The organism is Arthrobacter sp. CAL618 (genome assembly GCF_000468215.1).
Lineage (GTDB): Bacteria > Actinomycetota > Actinomycetes > Actinomycetales > Micrococcaceae > Arthrobacter_D.
Genome location: NZ_ASZW01000005.1, coordinates 1 through 13406 on the forward strand (window position 1 = coordinate 1; position 13406 = coordinate 13406).

The 13406-nt window shown below is 60.9% G+C and carries 15 protein-coding genes; 2 read left to right on the forward strand and 13 right to left on the reverse strand.

Features of this window, described 5'->3' with window-relative positions:
- Positions 1 to 28: 28 nt before the first annotated feature.
- From K728_RS0100045 to K728_RS0100105, 13 genes are all read right to left on the reverse strand, one after another.
- Positions 29 to 460: a DUF2550 domain-containing protein gene (locus K728_RS0100045; protein ID WP_019481285.1), complete on the reverse strand. Its 432-nt coding sequence runs from the start codon at positions 458 to 460 to the stop codon at positions 29 to 31.
- A gap of 11 nt (positions 461 to 471) precedes the next feature.
- Positions 472 to 756, reverse strand: a complete 285-nt coding sequence (locus K728_RS0100050) for a F0F1 ATP synthase subunit epsilon (RefSeq protein ID WP_019481286.1) — start codon at positions 754 to 756, stop codon at positions 472 to 474.
- Between the two features lie 5 nt (positions 757 to 761).
- Positions 762 to 2225 (reverse strand): F0F1 ATP synthase subunit beta, encoded by a 1464-nt coding sequence (gene atpD / locus K728_RS0100055; RefSeq protein ID WP_019481287.1) that lies wholly within the window; start codon positions 2223 to 2225, stop codon positions 762 to 764.
- A gap of 85 nt (positions 2226 to 2310) precedes the next feature.
- A complete protein-coding gene (locus tag K728_RS0100060; RefSeq protein WP_019481288.1) occupies positions 2311 to 3204 on the reverse strand; it encodes a F0F1 ATP synthase subunit gamma in 894 nt (297 codons plus the stop codon).
- Between the two features lie 90 nt (positions 3205 to 3294).
- Positions 3295 to 4929, reverse strand: a complete 1635-nt coding sequence (atpA, locus tag K728_RS0100065; protein ID WP_019481289.1) for a F0F1 ATP synthase subunit alpha — start codon at positions 4927 to 4929, stop codon at positions 3295 to 3297.
- Positions 4930 to 5029: 100 nt separating this feature from the next.
- Entirely contained in the window at positions 5030 to 5845 is an 816-nt protein-coding gene (locus K728_RS0100070) for a F0F1 ATP synthase subunit delta (RefSeq protein ID WP_019481290.1), read from the reverse strand.
- A complete protein-coding gene (locus K728_RS0100075; protein WP_024475444.1) occupies positions 5845 to 6393 on the reverse strand; it encodes a F0F1 ATP synthase subunit B in 549 nt (182 codons plus the stop codon). The genes K728_RS0100070 and K728_RS0100075 overlap by 1 nt, the downstream gene beginning before the upstream one ends.
- A gap of 50 nt (positions 6394 to 6443) precedes the next feature.
- Entirely contained in the window at positions 6444 to 6659 is a 216-nt protein-coding gene (locus K728_RS0100080) for an ATP synthase F0 subunit C (protein WP_019481292.1), read from the reverse strand.
- 104 nt (positions 6660 to 6763) lie between these two features.
- A complete protein-coding gene (gene atpB / locus K728_RS0100085; protein ID WP_019481293.1) occupies positions 6764 to 7585 on the reverse strand; it encodes a F0F1 ATP synthase subunit A in 822 nt (273 codons plus the stop codon).
- A gap of 85 nt (positions 7586 to 7670) precedes the next feature.
- Complete coding sequence (locus tag K728_RS0100090) at positions 7671 to 8000, reverse strand: hypothetical protein (protein WP_019481294.1); 330 nt, start codon at positions 7998 to 8000, stop codon at positions 7671 to 7673.
- A complete protein-coding gene (locus tag K728_RS0100095; RefSeq protein WP_024475446.1) occupies positions 7993 to 8496 on the reverse strand; it encodes a hypothetical protein in 504 nt (167 codons plus the stop codon). The genes K728_RS0100090 and K728_RS0100095 overlap by 8 nt, the downstream gene beginning before the upstream one ends.
- 127 nt (positions 8497 to 8623) lie before the next feature.
- Complete coding sequence (locus K728_RS0100100; RefSeq protein WP_024475447.1) at positions 8624 to 9631, reverse strand: UDP-phosphate glycosyltransferase; 1008 nt, start codon at positions 9629 to 9631, stop codon at positions 8624 to 8626.
- A 1-nt stretch (position 9632) separates the two neighbouring features.
- Positions 9633 to 11462: a polysaccharide biosynthesis protein gene (locus tag K728_RS0100105; protein ID WP_024475448.1), complete on the reverse strand. Its 1830-nt coding sequence runs from the start codon at positions 11460 to 11462 to the stop codon at positions 9633 to 9635.
- Between the two features lie 168 nt (positions 11463 to 11630).
- Between K728_RS0100105 and K728_RS0100110 the strand changes: the two genes are divergently transcribed.
- Positions 11631 to 12530, forward strand: coding sequence for a glycosyltransferase (locus tag K728_RS0100110; RefSeq protein WP_019481298.1), 900 nt, complete (start codon positions 11631 to 11633; stop codon positions 12528 to 12530).
- Position 12531: 1 nt separating this feature from the next.
- The coding region (locus K728_RS0100115) for a glycosyltransferase (protein ID WP_026040869.1) at positions 12532 to 13406 on the forward strand (875 nt) is incomplete at its 3' end.

Consider the following 13406-nt stretch of genomic DNA (forward strand, 5'->3'; position numbering starts at 1 on the left):
AGAGGTTAAACGCTGTTCAAAGGAAGCGCTAGCGCCAGGTACCGATCCCGACAACCGGTCCCGCTTCAAGCCAGGATGACAGTCCGGCGTATACATCGAACTTCATGGCCAACAGCAATTCCTGACCCTCATAGTCCAGACATACCACCACCGCCCCGGGCTGAATCCTTCTCTTTTCAGCCTCGGTTGGCTGTCGCCATCCCTTGAGCTCCAGGGAACTGCGCAGGTAGCGGTAGCGGGGCCGCGGGCTCAGGGACGCCATCCTGAGCCATTCCAGGTGACGGTCCGTATAACGACAAACCCCCATCCGCCATCCCTCGGGAGGGAAGCAGATGGAGGCGTCGAAGGTGCCTAGCGCCCCGCGGAGCTGTAGACGTCGCAGACCGAAGGCCAGAATGGCAAGCACCAGCAGCAGGAACACCGCTGCGAGCGTGATGAACGCTATACCGAGACCGTCCATCGCCGAATCTGTCAGCGAGTCTCCGCGGACACTGGGCCGCCGATCTTCGCGTTGTCGGCCACGATTACTACCCGGTTGCTGTCGACGGAGAAGAAACCACCGTCAACCGAAACCAGCAGTCGTTCGCCGGAGACAGGTTCAATTGCCATTTCGCCTTCAGCCAGGATGGCGAGCATCGGAGCGTGCCCAGGCAGGATGCCAATCTCGCCATCGCTGGTGCGCGCCCTGACCATGGTCGCCGCGCCGGACCACACAAAGTGATCCGCCGCGACGATTTCTACTTCGAGTTCAGCCATGAGAGCTACTTTCCGGTCTGCTCTTGGATCTTGGCCCACTGGCGCTCGACGTCGTCAAGACCGCCAATGTTGAAGAACGCCTGCTCAGCAATGTGGTCAAGGTCGCCGTTGGCGATGGCGTTGAAGCCTTCGATGGTGTCCTTGATGCTGACGGTGGAACCCTCAACACCGGTGAACTGCTTCGCCGTGTAGGTGTTCTGCGACAGGAACTGCTGGATACGGCGGGCCCGGGAGACAACAATCTTGTCTTCCTCGGACAGTTCGTCAACCCCGAGGATAGCGATGATGTCCTGCAGTTCCTTGTTCTTCTGAAGGATCTGCTTGACGCGCACCGCAGTGTTGTAGTGATCGTGGCCAATGTACTGGGGATCGAGGATCCGCGAGGTCGATGTCAGCGGGTCGATCGCCGGGTACAGACCGCGGGACGCGATCTCACGCGACAGCTCGGTGGTCGCGTCGAGGTGCGCGAAGGTCGCAGCTGGTGCCGGGTCGGTGTAGTCATCCGCAGGCACGTACACGGCCTGCATCGACGTGATCGAGTGGCCCTTGGTTGAGGTGATGCGCTCCTGGAGGAGACCCATCTCGTCAGCAAGGTTTGGCTGGTAGCCCACCGCGGAAGGCATCCGGCCCAGCAGGGTCGACACCTCGGAACCGGCCTGGGTGAAGCGGAAGATGTTGTCAACAAACAACAGCACGTCCTGCTTCTGGACGTCCCTGAAGTACTCAGCCATGGTCAGGGCTGACAGGGCAACCCGGAGGCGCGTTCCTGGTGGCTCATCCATCTGGCCGAAGACCAGCGCGGTGTCCTTGAGGACCCCTGCTTCTTCCATTTCTACCCAGAGGTCGTTACCTTCACGGGTACGCTCGCCAACACCAGCGAACACCGACGTGCCACCGAAGTTACGGGCCACACGGGTAATCATTTCCTGGATCAGCACCGTCTTGCCAACACCGGCGCCACCGAAGAGGCCAATCTTGCCACCCTTGATGTACGGGGTGAGCAGGTCAATGCTCTTGATGCCGGTTTCCAACATCTCGGTGGAACCCTCAAGCTGGGCGAATGCCGGCGGCTTGCGGTGGATGGGCCACCGTTCGGTGATCTCCAGCTGAGACTCCTCGACGTCGAGGGGCTTGCCCAGAACGTTGAAGATGTGACCCTTGACGACGTCGCCAACAGGTACCGAGATGGCGCTGCCGGTGTCGTGGACAACGGTTCCCCGGACCAGACCGTCGGTGGCCTGGAGCGAGATTGCACGCACCAGGTTGTCACCGAGGTGCTGTGAGGTCTCGAAGGTGATCATGTGCGTCTCACCATTGAGAGTGATCTCAGTGGTCAGCGCGTTGTAGATTGCGGGAATGGCGTCAGCCGGGAACTCGACGTCGACAACCGGGCCAATGACACGGGCGATTCGACCTGTGCCGCCGGATGCAACTGAGTCACTACCGTGCTCAATAGTCTGGGCAGTCATCTCTCTCACTTCACTTACGTAGATGGCGTGGGGCTAAGTCTAACTAGGGTGGAGCAGGTTCTGGAACTGGTCGATCGGGGCGAAGTCAGGACGCGCTGAGCGCGTCCGCACCTGCCACAATCTCCGACAGTTCCTGGGTGATCTCCGCCTGGCGCGCAGTGTTGCGGAGCCGGGTGTACTTCTTGATGAGGTCCGTTGCGTTGTCGCCTGCGGACTTCATTGCCCGCTGACGGGCGGCGAGTTCGCTCGCTGCGGCCTGCAACAAGGCCGCGAAGATCCGCGACTCGATGTAGCGGGGAAGCAGTGCGTCCAGAACCATTTCGGGCTCCGGCTCGTACTCGTAGAGCGGCAACAGATCCGACTCGGACGCTGCTTCCTCTTCAACGACCTCAAGGGGAAGCAGGCGGATTACCGTAGGTTCCTGCAACACCATTGACTTGAAGCGGGTGTAAACCACGTGGATCTCGTCGACGCCGCCGTCGTCGAAGTCCGTACCGAACTCGGCGAGCAGTGCTTTGCCGATCTCGCGTGCCGTTTCGAAATCCGGCGCGTCAGTACCGCCGATCCACACGTTCTCGAATTTGCGGTCGCGGAAGTCGAAGTAGGCCTGCGCCTTCCGACCGACAAGGTAGGTTTTGACTTCCTTGCCTTCCTCCCGAAGCAGCTCGATCAGTGATTCGGCCTGCTTCAGCACGCTCGCTGAGTAGGATCCTGCGAGTCCGCGGTCCGAGGTCATCACGAGAACCGCCGATCGCCGAATCTGCTCCGGCTCGGTGGTAAGCGGGTGATCGATCTCTGACTGCGATGCCACTGCTGAGACGGCACGGGTGATCGCATTGGCGTAGGGCAGGGACGAGGATACTCGTGCCCTTGCTTTGCCGATGCGAGAAGTCGCGATCAGCTCCATCGCCTTGAAGATCTTCCTCATCGACGTGGTCGACGTGATCTTCTGGCGGTAGACCCGGATCTGGGCTCCCATACATGTCCTTTCCTTCGTAGTCCACCTGGGGATTACGGCTAAGGCCGGGGGTGGTGCCGGGGCGCTTGACGCACCCCCGCACCGGTTTCCCTAGCGCTTCTGCTTGACGATCTTCTCCTGGTCGACCTCGTCCTCGGAGAGGGCGCTGTACTCTTCGTGACCGGCTACCAGACCATCGTGGCCTTCGCCGAAGAATCCCTGCTTGAAGTCGTCGATCTGCTTCTTCAGCTCGTCAACGGTGGAGTCCTCAAGGAGGTTGGTCTCGGCCAGAGTGGTCAGGACCGACGACTTGTGCCGCAGGTGCTCGAGGAACTGGCCTTCGAACTTGCGGACGTCCTCAACCGGTACGTCGTCGAGGTAGCCGTTGGTGCCGGCCCAGATCGATACAACCTGATCCTCTACGGGGAACGGTGCATACTGGCCCTGCTTGAGCAGTTCCATCAGGCGCGCCCCACGGGTCAGCTGCTGACGCGATGCTGCATCCAGGTCCGAGGCGAACATGGCGAACGCCTGCATGTCCCGGTACTGCGCGAGGTCCAGCTTCAACGTGCCCGAGACCTTCTTCATGGCCTTGACCTGTGCTGAACCACCCACCCGTGACACCGAGACGCCGACATCCACTGCTGGACGCTGGTTGGCGTTGAAGAGGTCCGACTGCAGGAAGATCTGCCCATCGGTGATCGAGATGACGTTGGTCGGAATGAACGCCGAGACATCGTTGGCTTTGGTCTCGACGATCGGCAGACCGGTCATCGAACCCGCTCCGAGCTCGTCGGAGAGCTTCGCGCAACGCTCAAGCAGACGGGAGTGCAAGTAGAACACGTCGCCCGGGTAGGCTTCGCGTCCCGGTGGACGACGCAGCAACAGCGACACCGCGCGGTAGGCTTCAGCCTGCTTGGAAAGGTCATCGAAGATCACCAGTACGTGCTTGCCGGCATACATCCAGTGCTGGCCAATGGCCGAACCTGCATAGGGAGCCAGGTACTTGAAGCCTGAAGGATCGGAGGCAGGTGATGCAACGATCGTGGTGTACTCCAGGGCGCCCTTGTCTTCCAGGGTCTGGCGTACCGCAGCAATGGTGGAGGCCTTCTGTCCAATTGCGACGTAGATGCAGCGAACCTGCTTCTTGACATCGCCGGATTCCCAGTTGGCCTTCTGGTTGATGATGGTGTCTACCGCGATGGCGGTCTTACCGGTCTGGCGGTCACCGATGATCAGCTGGCGTTGGCCCCGGCCGATCGGGATCATGGCGTCGATCGCCTTGAGACCGGTCTGCATGGGTTCGTGCACCGACTTACGCTCGGTCACGCCGGGAGCCTGAAGCTCCAGTGCGCGGCGTGCTTCAGCCTTGATCTCGCCGAGATCGTCGATGGGCTGTCCCAAGGGGTCAACCACTCGGCCAAGGAAGGCGTCGCCCACTGGCACGGAGAGGATCTCCCCGGTGCGGTGGACTTCCTGGCCTTCTTCGATGCCGGTGAAATCACCGAGGACGACGACGCCGATTTCACGGGTGTCGAGGTTCTGGGCGAGGCCCAGAGTGCCATCTTCGAAACGCAGCAATTCATTGGCCATCACCGAAGGCAGACCCTCTACCTTGGCGATGCCATCGCTGGCGGTACTTACGCGGCCTACTTCAACGCGTTCGGCGTTGCCGGGCTCGTAGGATGCCGCAAACTCGTTCAACGCATTACGGACGTCTTCGGCGTTGATGGTCAATTCGGCCATCTGCAGTCCCTGCTCTCCTGTGTTGTGATCGCCGCTGCTTCACGGCGACCGGTGTGTGATTGAAGTCTGTTGTGTGTCTGAGATAGGACGGTTGCCCGGCCTACACCGCTAGCTTTCGCCGCAGTTCAGACAGCCTGGCGATTACCGTGGAGTCAACCACTTCATCGCCAACCTGGACGCGGACCCCGCCGATTAGCGACGGCTCCACTGTGACATTGGTCCTGAGCTCGCGACCGAACAGGGAATTGAGGCCCTGCTGCAACCGTGCGAACTGTTCATCGGTCAGCGGACGGGTAACGCTGACGTTCGCAATCCAGCGGTCGTGCCGTTTGGCCACGAGCTCTACGAACCGCTTCACCAAGTGAGTGGGCTTGATGCCGCGGGGCGCCTGAACTGCCTGACGCACCAACAGCTGCGCTTCGGCTCCGGCGTGTGGCACCAGTTTCAACGCGAGGTTTACCCTTGCGTCGACGGTTGCCTGCCGCTCGGACAGAGCGCGCTGCAATTCGTGGCTTGATTCAACGGTCCTGATGAAGTCGAAAAGGTCGTTTTCCAGACCCTCAAGACTCGTTGCACCATTGTCCCGGTTCTCCGCTACAGCAATTGCAGCGGTTGCGCCGAGGGTTTCCAGCGCGTCCCCGAGATCGCGGGCCACTGCCCAGCGCATGGAGACCAGATCCCTGACCACCGACGCTGTCTGCTCCGAGACCTTGCCAGCTACCAGGGTCGAAACCAGTGCGGCTTTATCCCTGCCTTCGCGGGAAGGATCGGTCAGCGCACGACGGAGACCGGCGTTGTTGTCGAGCATGTCGAGGACCCCGAAGAGTTCCTCGGCGAGCGACAGCGTTGCGCCGGGCAGACGGGTTTCCAGATCTTTGAGTGCCGTTGCCAGGGACTGGCTGGATACACCTGCCATTACTTCGATGCACCTGCGCTCTGAGTTTCGAGGTCGGCCAGGAAGCGATCGACTACCCGCGCGGACCGCTGATCATCAGAGAGCGACTCTCCGACGATGCGGCTGGCGAGGTCGGTTGCCAGCGTGCCAACTTCGGCGCGCAGTGACACAACAGCTGCCTGACGTTCTGCTTCAATCTGGACGTGTGCCTGCTCGGTGATACGAGCTGACTCAGCCCCGGCCTTTTCCTTCAGTTCCGCGAGGATCTGCGCACCTTCGGCGCGTGCTTCCTCACGGATGCGGTTGGCTTCAGTGCGTGCATCCACCAGCTGCTGCTTGTATTCGTCAAGCGCTGCGTTTGCTTCAGCCTGTGCTGCTTCAGCCTTGGCAATGCCACCTTCGATGGCTGCAGTCCGCTCTGCGAACGTCTTCTCAAACGCCGGCATCACGAACTTGATGACGATGAACATCAGCACCGCGAAGCCCACCAACGTAACGAGCAGTTCCCACAGATTCGGGACCAGAGGACTTGTGCCCTCTTCTGCCGCCATTATCGCTGCGTTAAGCATGTTTCACCCGTCTTTCTTTAGCTAGTCTATGGACCGTAGCGGACGCGTAATTACGCGCCGATAACGAACGCGAAGACCAAGCCGAGGATGGCGAGTGCTTCAGTCAATGCCAGTCCGAGGAAGGCGATGGGCTGGAGGACCCGCTGGGCTTCTGGCTGACGCGCTACACCGTTGATGTATGCGGCGAAGACGAGTCCTACACCGATACCACCACCAATTGCGGAGAGACCGTATCCAACGAGGTTGAGGCTACCCTGTACTTCCATTGTGTTCCTTTCAAGATGCCGCTTGCTGCGACAGGTTGTTTGGGATCATCCCCGACGGGGAAGTCTGTATGTGTTAGTCGTGAAATTTAGGCTAGTCGTGAGGACTAGTGAGCGTCGGCGTGGAGTGCGCCTTCGATGTAGATGGCTGCCAGCAGTGTGAACACGTACGCCTGGAGGATCATGATCAGCACCTCAAGCATGTACATGGAGACAGCTCCCACCAGTACCAGAACGCTCGTACCCTGCAGCAGGATGTTTCCCGTCAGCACCATGTATTCAATGGCCGAACCGGCCAGGGTGATGATGAGGTGACCTGCCAGCATTGTGGCGAAGAGTCGGAGTGAGTGGGTCACCGGCCGGACGAGGAAGTTCGAGATGATCTCGATGGGTACCACGATCGGCAGGATGTACCAGGGAACTCCTGACGGGACAACTGCCAGTTTGAAGTAACGCAGTCCGTGCTTCTTGATACCAATGCCAACCCAGAGGAGGTAGAAAATCGCCGCAATGGCGTAGGCGCTACCTGGATGGGAAAAGCTCGGCAGCTGAAGGAACGGAATGGCGCCGAAAATATTGTTCACGAGGACAAAGAAGAATGCGGTGAAGAGCCACGGCACATACTTCATGAAGTCCTTGCCGCCGATAATGTCCTTACCGATGGAGTTCCTGACGAATCCGTAAGCGGACTCCCCCAGAAACTGCATTTTGCCGGGGACCAGCTTTCCCTTGCGGGAGGCAATGATGAAGAAGATGGCAATAAAGATGACTGACAGGATGATCATCAGCATCTGCTTGCCGAAGCCACCCTCGAACCAGACGCCGTATTCACCGCCCCACGGGAAAATATCCCGGTAGTGGGTGTCGTCAATTGTGGGGGCTATGAAACCCTCATCCGTTGTAGTGGCCGGGAGCGCAAGCGCGATCAACGCGTTTCCTCTCTGCAGTGTCCATCGTTGGGCAGGTTCTGATCGGGCATGGATTTACTGCTCCGACACATTAAGTTTTCGACATTCACTTAGGGTTCTCCCCAGCCTTCCCGCCACTGTCCCGCGGCGTCGAACCGGGATCAGCTGGTGTAGCGCGGGTGAGGTTATGCATATGGGAGAGGTAGAAACCCCCGACTGCACCCAAGAGACCTCCAACGAGCACTATCCATTGTGTTCCCAGGAGGTTGTCCAGCCCCCACCCTATCAAACTCCAGACGAGTATCCCGCCAATAATATAGCTAAAGACTGCTATCCCAGCGTTGTATCCACCCTCGCCGTAGGGGCCTCTGACGTCGTCGCTGGCGTCGGCTCGGGAGGCACCCTGCTGGGGGTCCTGAGGATGGGTTTCAGCCACGGTCGAACTCATTTCCTGGTACCGGCGCTGTCGGCGCGGGGTCGTTGTAGAGCTGGTGCCGGGCCTTGGAGAAGACGTAGAGCTCCACCGTCTGCCACAGGATCACAGTTCCCACCGCTCCCCCGAAGAACCAGTTCGCCTCAAGCCAGGGTGGAGTGCCGAACACGAAGAGGACAACCGCGAACCCGACGACCTTGATGGCATAGGTTACGGCGAAGATGCCGATCGCGCCTGAGGGGTTGTTGCGGCCGGCGAAGTGACCGACCGCGAGGCTGATGCCGAAGAAAGCGACGACGACCGCGAACCCGAACAGCGCGCTCAAGGCAGCGCCCGGGCCAGTGACGAAAGCCGCGACCGCAGCAGTCACAGCAATGGCTGAGGTAGTGACCAGAACGCATTTTTTCAGAATTCCCAACCACAGGGATCCCGAAGGATCAGCGGCGGGATGGGCAGTGCCTCGACGGGCACCGACGCCCGAGGCGTCAGGTGTGCTCATAGGGAATCCATCCGTAGATTCGATGTGAGGGAAGTCCCCGACTCAGGCCACGGGATGAATGCCGCGGACTGCGGTTCAATTCTACCGTACATAGAAATAGCTCCGTGCTGGCTGAAGAGGTGGGGACTTACGGTACGCGGGTGGCCCGCGCCCGTCCGGCAAAAATTCGTGGGGAATACAGATAAAGGGTCACTACTGCTGCGGCGAGAAGCGAGAAGGCGACCGCTCCGAGCGGCGATGCCGTCGCGGCAACAAATCCGGCGGCTCCGGTAAGCACCGATGCGCCGGTGACGACCAGCGCCGCCTGCACATGGGTCAGACCCACATCGGTGAGGCGTTGGTAGACATGCTCCCGGTGGGAGGCGTACCAACGGTCACCGGCCCGGACCCGGCGCAGGAACGTAGTAAAGGTGTCAGCGAGGTAGATCAGCACCGGCGAGAGCAGATACTCGAGGTACACGCCCGCGAGCAGGCCTGTCACCGCAATGGCTGCGATCGATGCGCCGAGCAGATAGCTCCCGACGTCGCCGAGGAAGACAAATCCCCTGCCCAGATTCCAGGGCAGGAACCCGGCGAATGCTGCCGCGACGACCAGGCCTGCGACGACCAGCCACAGCTGGCTGTTGAGGACCCCGGCCACGGCGTAGAACGCTCCGACTGCTACCCCGTGCAGGCCGGAGATCCCGTTGATTCCGTCCATAAAGTTGGCTGCGTTGACGTAGGCCGCCACCGCCAGTGCGCCGACGGGGACCCACCAGAAGCTTTGGCCAATGGTCCACGCCAGGGCTGCTGTGCCCAGCGCGCCGATCGCCAGCTGCAGCACCGCACGCACCTGGATCGAGATGCCGCGGTAGTCTTCGACCCAGCCGAGCAGCGCCGCTGCCGAAAGCATCCCCAGGATAATCAGGATCAGCGACCGGTCAACAGCTACCAGGCCGGTAACAAGAGAAAGGATCAGACCCGCCGCGATTCCCACCGCAACGGTGATACCCACCCCCCGAATGACCACTGTGGTGTGGGAGGAGCGTTCATTGGGGATGTCCAGCACGCCCAGCTTTTCCAGCAGGGGTTTGAGGACAAAAGGCAGCACTGCACTGAGCACTAGGGCGGCCCCGACCACCACCGCCAGCTGCACGCTATACACCTTCGATTCCGCCCTTGCGCTTCCAGTCGACCAGGTTCAGATGCACCGGGTCCAGTGTTGACACCGACGTGTGGGAAATCTTGGGATGCAGGGGCCGCGCGCCGTCTTCGCCGAACCCCACCAGTTCCTCATGCAGCTTCTCCCCCGGTCTCAGCCCGGTGAATACCACTTCGATGTCCTTCCCGGACATGGCAATCATTCGCTGGGCGACGTCGAGAATTTTGACTGCCTCGCCCATATCCAGAATGAGTACCTCGCCTGGGCGTCCGATCGCCCCGGCCTGGATGACCAGCTGACATGCCTCGGGGATGGTCATGAAAAAGCGGGTGACCTCCGGGTCAGTCACAGTGATCGGTCCACCGACCCTGATCTGCTCGGTAAAGAGGGGCAGCATCGAACCTCTGCTCCCAATGACATTTCCGAACCGGACTGACACGTAGCTGTTTGCGGTCTGGCTGGCCTGCCAGGCGGTGAGCTTCTCGGCGACCCGTTTGGAATGTCCGAGCACACTTGTGGGGTTCGCGGCTTTGTCGGTCGAGATGTTGACAAAGTGCTTCACCCCCGCTGCCTTGGCCGCATTGAGCACATTCTGCGTGCCCAGCACGTTGGTCTTCCAGGCTTCCTCCGGGTACTGCTCCAGCAGTGACACATGTTTGAGCGCTGCTGCGTGGAACACCACCTCGGGCCGACGCTCCTCGAAAATCCCGAGCAGCGTATCCGCGTCGCGGATATCGGCCAGTACCGTGTCTCTGCCGGTGAGCAGGCCGCGGCCCGTCATCGACAGTTGGGTGGTTTGCAGCCCGGTTTCGTCGCGGTCCAGCATGATCAGTTCGGCTGGGCTGAACTGCGCGAGCTGACGGCACAGTTCGGACCCGATAGACCCGCCCGCTCCGGTGACCAGAATCTTTTGCCCCGTGATGTAACCTGCCACCTCATCTGCATGGATGTCCACGGGCCGACGGCCGATCAGGTCTTCGACCGCAACTTCCCGGAAATCGGAGAATCCAGCACCGGATCCTCCGGTGGCCAGCATGTCGCGCAGCGGTGGGAGGACCAGAACCTTGATATTCATCCCAGCCACCAGATCCGACACCTTGCGCACCTGCGCCGCCTCGACATCAGCGAAGGCGATCACCAGGACTGAGGCGCGGGTGCGGGCGATGATACCGGGGAGGTCTTCCAGCCGACCCAGTACAGGCACCGTCGCCAGCCTGAGATGCTTCTTCGCCGGGTCGTCGTCGATCAGGCCCACCGGGAAATACGGGGATTCGCGGTCCTGGATCATCCGGCCGACAAGGGACCCGCCGAGGAACCCTGCGCCGTAGATCAGGGTCCGCTGTGCGTCTTCGCCGGGTTTGGCTTTGCTCTCCACGAACATGCGCTTGAGATAGCGGGTCGACGCCATGAACATGCAGGCGAAGGGGAAAGCAATGATGCCGATACTGCGGGGGATCTCAATAATGGAGAAGAACACCACACTGACCAGCAGGAGGATCACCGACACGATGACGGTCACGATGACCAGCAGCTTGGCTTCGTGGAAGCTGCCGAAGCTGTACCGGCCCCGGTACAGGGCAAAACTCAGGCCGACCGCGAGCTGGGCGACAAGCGCCACAGCGCAGAACACGACCACCCCGGTCATATTGATCTGGTTGATCAGCAGTTCATACCGAAGCACCAGGGCCAGAAGAATTGCGACAATCCAGGCGACTGAGTCGAAAAGATACTGTGACCAGAGCCAGATTGCTGGCTTCTCCGATCGGGGCGTGGTGCGGTGTCCGGACCCGTCCCGGGCTGGATCCACGCTGTCAGCGAGTTTCATGGTTCCTAACAACGGCTCGGCGAATGTTCAAACGTGCGCTGAGAGTCCTCACGGCAGAATCTCAGCCCGTGCTGGTGTAATAGACTCTCTCTACCCGAGAATACTAACCGCACTACCCGGCCCTGACCGCCTTCGAGGCGTGTTGTGAGTGGACCGGAAAGGACTGTTTTGCAGGATACCGTGGCCGTTGCGGCAGTGACTTTTGACCGCCCCGACGACCTCCGTACCCTCCTGCTGGCGTTGTCCCAACAGAGTGTGCCGCTCACATCGGTTGCATTGGTCGATTCCGGGACGCAGGATATCGAAGGCATTGCACGTGAATCCGATGCACCCGTGAACTACATCCGTTCCCTGAGCAACCTGGGCGGCGCCGGCGGTTTTTCCCTGGCGATCCTCTCCGCCATGGCCAGTGGTGCCGAGTGGGTCTGGATCATGGACGACGACGCCCACCCCGAGGACCCCGAGGCGCTTGGGACTCTATTGGCGGCCGCCAAAGCCGAGGGACTCGACGTCGTCGTGCCCCTGATCGTGGCACCCGGCGAACCGACCAGGCTGTCCTTCCCGTTCCGGGTGGCGGGGCGATCGGTGCATGACCGGGCCGAGGTCGAGAAGCTGGGGATCATCAAGGATGTTGGCCAGTTTTTCAATGGTGCGCTGATTCGAACTGACGTTTTTTTCAGGGTGGGGCTCCCCGACCTGCGACTGTTCATCCGCGGTGATGAGACTGACTTCATGCTGCGCCTTCGTCGGGCCGGGATCCCCTTCGGCACCGTGACGACAGTCGCCCTCAGCCATCCCCCCGGGTGGGCCGAGACGCAGCAGGTGCTCGGTGACCGGCTGCATGTCCTGGTGCCCGAGACCGCCTTCAAACGCTACTTCTATTACCGCAACCGCGGGTACCTCACCCGCCGGTATCTGCGGGTCAAATCGCTGGTCGCTGATGGGGTGGGGTACCCGCTATATTTCCTGAAGCACCGCGACCTCCGAGGATTCGCTGAGTGGTTCAAGGCCTATTCCACCGGTGTCCGCGGGCGTGGCTTCGGGCCACCGTCGGATCAGGGCTACTGAGGTGGCTTCCTCCGCCACGGCGGTGACGGTGGTTGTCACCACCTTCAACCGCGCCGGTTACCTGCGCGTCCTGCTGGAAACGATCGCACGCCTGGATCCCGCACCGAGCAGCGTCATCGTCGTCAATAACGCGAGCACCGACAACACCGACGAGGTGATCGCATCCGCGAACCTTCCCATGCCGTTGATCCATCATCGGTTGCGGAAAAACGTTGGCGGGTCCGGTGGTTTCTCGGTTGGGGCTGAGCGGGCCCTCGCCGAGGGTGCCGAATGGCTGTGGCTGATGGACGACGACGTCGAAGCCCTGCCTGGTGCGATCGCCGCGTTTCAGCCCTGGATGGGAACCTATCGGTGCCTTCACGGCCGCCGCTACGACCACTCCGGCAAGCCGTTTTTCTGGCAGCACCACTTCAATGCGTTCCTTGGCGTGCACTTCCCGGTCCGCGGCAACGTGTTCAGGCACCGTCCGGTGTTCCACACCAATGTTGGGTGTTTCGAGGGGATGCTGGTGCACGCCGATGTGGTGCGCCGCGTTGGGCTACCGGATCCACGGTTTTTCCTCAACGGAGACGACACCACCTACGGTTGGCTGATCGCCCAGTCCGAACCGGTCGCCTATATCAATGAATATGTCCTGAAGAAGGCCAGACCGCAGAAGCAGATCGACCTTGGCGTGCGCCACCTGAATGATTCCAACGACCTGGGCCGCTACTGCGGCATGCGGAACCGTGGCCACCTGGCGCGGTACCTGCGCGTCAATGGCAGGTTCAACCGTTGGGGGTTTGGCCTGGGAACCCTCCTGACTGCGGCCAAGGAGGTGCTCCGGCTGGTGGCTGTCGAGCACTCCCTGTCCGGTCTCGCTCCCCTGTGGCGGGG

Excerpts from the sequence above, each read along its gene's own strand:
- K728_RS0100105 (WP_024475448.1), bottom strand. The coding sequence starts at position 11,462 with ATGAAACTCGCTGACAGCGTGGATCCAGCCCGGGACGGGTCCGGACAC.
- K728_RS0100070 (WP_019481290.1), bottom strand. The coding sequence starts at position 5,845 with ATGGCAGGTGTATCCAGCCAGTCCCTGGCAACGGCACTCAAAGATCTG.
- atpD (WP_019481287.1), bottom strand. The coding sequence starts at position 2,225 with ATGACTGCCCAGACTATTGAGCACGGTAGTGACTCAGTTGCATCCGGC.
- K728_RS0100060 (WP_019481288.1), bottom strand. The coding sequence starts at position 3,204 with ATGGGAGCCCAGATCCGGGTCTACCGCCAGAAGATCACGTCGACCACG.
- K728_RS0100045 (WP_019481285.1), bottom strand. The coding sequence starts at position 460 with ATGGACGGTCTCGGTATAGCGTTCATCACGCTCGCAGCGGTGTTCCTG.
- K728_RS0100080 (WP_019481292.1), bottom strand. The coding sequence starts at position 6,659 with ATGGAAGTACAGGGTAGCCTCAACCTCGTTGGATACGGTCTCTCCGCA.
- atpA (WP_019481289.1), bottom strand. The coding sequence starts at position 4,929 with ATGGCCGAATTGACCATCAACGCCGAAGACGTCCGTAATGCGTTGAAC.
- K728_RS0100095 (WP_024475446.1), bottom strand. The coding sequence starts at position 8,496 with ATGAGCACACCTGACGCCTCGGGCGTCGGTGCCCGTCGAGGCACTGCC.
- K728_RS0100075 (WP_024475444.1), bottom strand. The coding sequence starts at position 6,393 with ATGCTTAACGCAGCGATAATGGCGGCAGAAGAGGGCACAAGTCCTCTG.
- K728_RS0100050 (WP_019481286.1), bottom strand. The coding sequence starts at position 756 with ATGGCTGAACTCGAAGTAGAAATCGTCGCGGCGGATCACTTTGTGTGG.